Annotated in this window: 1 protein-coding gene; it reads left to right on the forward strand. The window is 55.9% G+C overall.

Going from position 1 to position 1,662, the window contains the following annotated elements; genetic code table 11:
- Positions 1–487: 487 nt before the first annotated feature.
- Positions 488–1,662: acyl-CoA dehydrogenase family protein (locus WBM93_RS14470; RefSeq protein ID WP_424432570.1), on the forward strand; the 1,175-nt coding region annotated here is incomplete at its 3' end.

Raw genomic sequence — 1,662 nt, forward strand, 5'->3', positions numbered from 1 at the left:
TCGGTTCCTTCATGTTGACCAGCATCTGCCTGTCGCAATCTTGTTTTCCGGCCAAACAGGCCTGACGGCACGCACCAAATTGGGCGATCTCGGGCCGAACATCGCAAAAGCTGTGCCAGTTTTCGGAAAAATCGCCGGAGGGCAGCTTTGCAAAGCTCTCGGCGGATTGTTCGGACATGAATGGATTGCAGGAGCGACAGGCGTGGCAGAAAATTGCCGCTTACCGGCCAGATATTGCCGGTTTTGATGGGGGAATGCGGGCCCGGCAATAGGGCGGCACTGTCGAAGTGCCGATGATCAATCGGTTTGCCGCCCTGATCTGGCTCCGTTTGAACAGGGTCTATGCGCTATCATTAGGGTGATGTTCGGACGGCATTGCATTATCGGTTTTAATCGTTCAATTAACCTGCTGGTGATTCACATATTATCGCAGGTCTGCAGGCTCTGCCACTGACCCTGTTTATACAAGACGTCTAGGAGCGACATCATGGCCGACAAACCCAGCGCAGCCGAACTGAAGGAATATGGCGAAGCCGCCGATGCCTGGTTCAAGGAGAATACGGTGCGCGACCCCGGCTTCATGCTGCCGCTGACCTTCATGGAAGTCTCGACCGACCAGCAATTTGACTTTCTCCAGGACTGGCAGCGCAAGGTCTATGAAGCGGGCTATCTCGGCGCGAGCTGGCCCAAGGAATATGGCGGCGGCGGTTTGCACAGCGAATATCAGCGGGTCGCGACCCGGGCGATGAAAAAATATGACGCGCCGATCATGATCAACGCGATCGGCAATGGCTGGGCCGGGCCCTTGATTCTCGATCTCGGCACCGAGGAGCAGAAGCAGAAATATATCAAGCCGATGCTTAGCGCCGAGGATATCTGGTGTCAGGGCTTTTCCGAACCGGAAAATGGCTCCGATCTTGGTAACGCTCAGTTGAAGGCGGTCAAAGACGGCGACGACTATGTCCTCAACGGATCGAAGATATGGACCTCGCTTGGCGACCGCGCGAAATATATGATCCTGCTGGCGCGCACCGATTTTGACGCCCCCAACAAATATGCCGGGCTGAGCTTTTTCCTCAACCCGATGAAGATCGACGGCATCACCACCAGCCGGATCAAGAAGCTGACCGGCGAATATGGCTTCGTCCAGACCTTCTTCACCGACGCGCGGATTTCAGGCGACTGTCTGTTCGGCGGTGAGGGCAATGGCTGGTCGATGGCGATGAAGACGCTGGAATATGAGCGCGGTGCAAAGGTCAAGCCGGTCGGCGGCTATTTCGTCAAGGAACTCGACGTGATGGAGATAGTCGAGCTAGCCAAAAATTCGGTGCGCAACGGCAAGCCGTTGCTTGACGATCCGGTGATGCGCGACAAGATGACCCAGTTCATGATCGACATTCAGGCGCTCAATCTGAACAACACTCGCCGCCGGATGCCGCAGCTGATGCAGGACAGGCCGATGGGTCTGCCGCTGATGAACAAGCTCGCGCGCACCGAACTGATCCGTGAGCTGACCGAATTCTCGCTCGCTTTTCAGGGCAGCAAGGCGGGCTATTATGTAGGCGACGAAAATGCGGTCGACGACGGCTATTGGCACCGCAGCTATTTGAACAGTTTTTCGGCGACCATCGGTGGGGGAACTTCGGAAATTCAGCGTAATAT

It is taken from the genome of Parasphingorhabdus sp. (assembly GCF_049667325.1).
Lineage (GTDB): Bacteria > Pseudomonadota > Alphaproteobacteria > Sphingomonadales > Sphingomonadaceae > Parasphingorhabdus.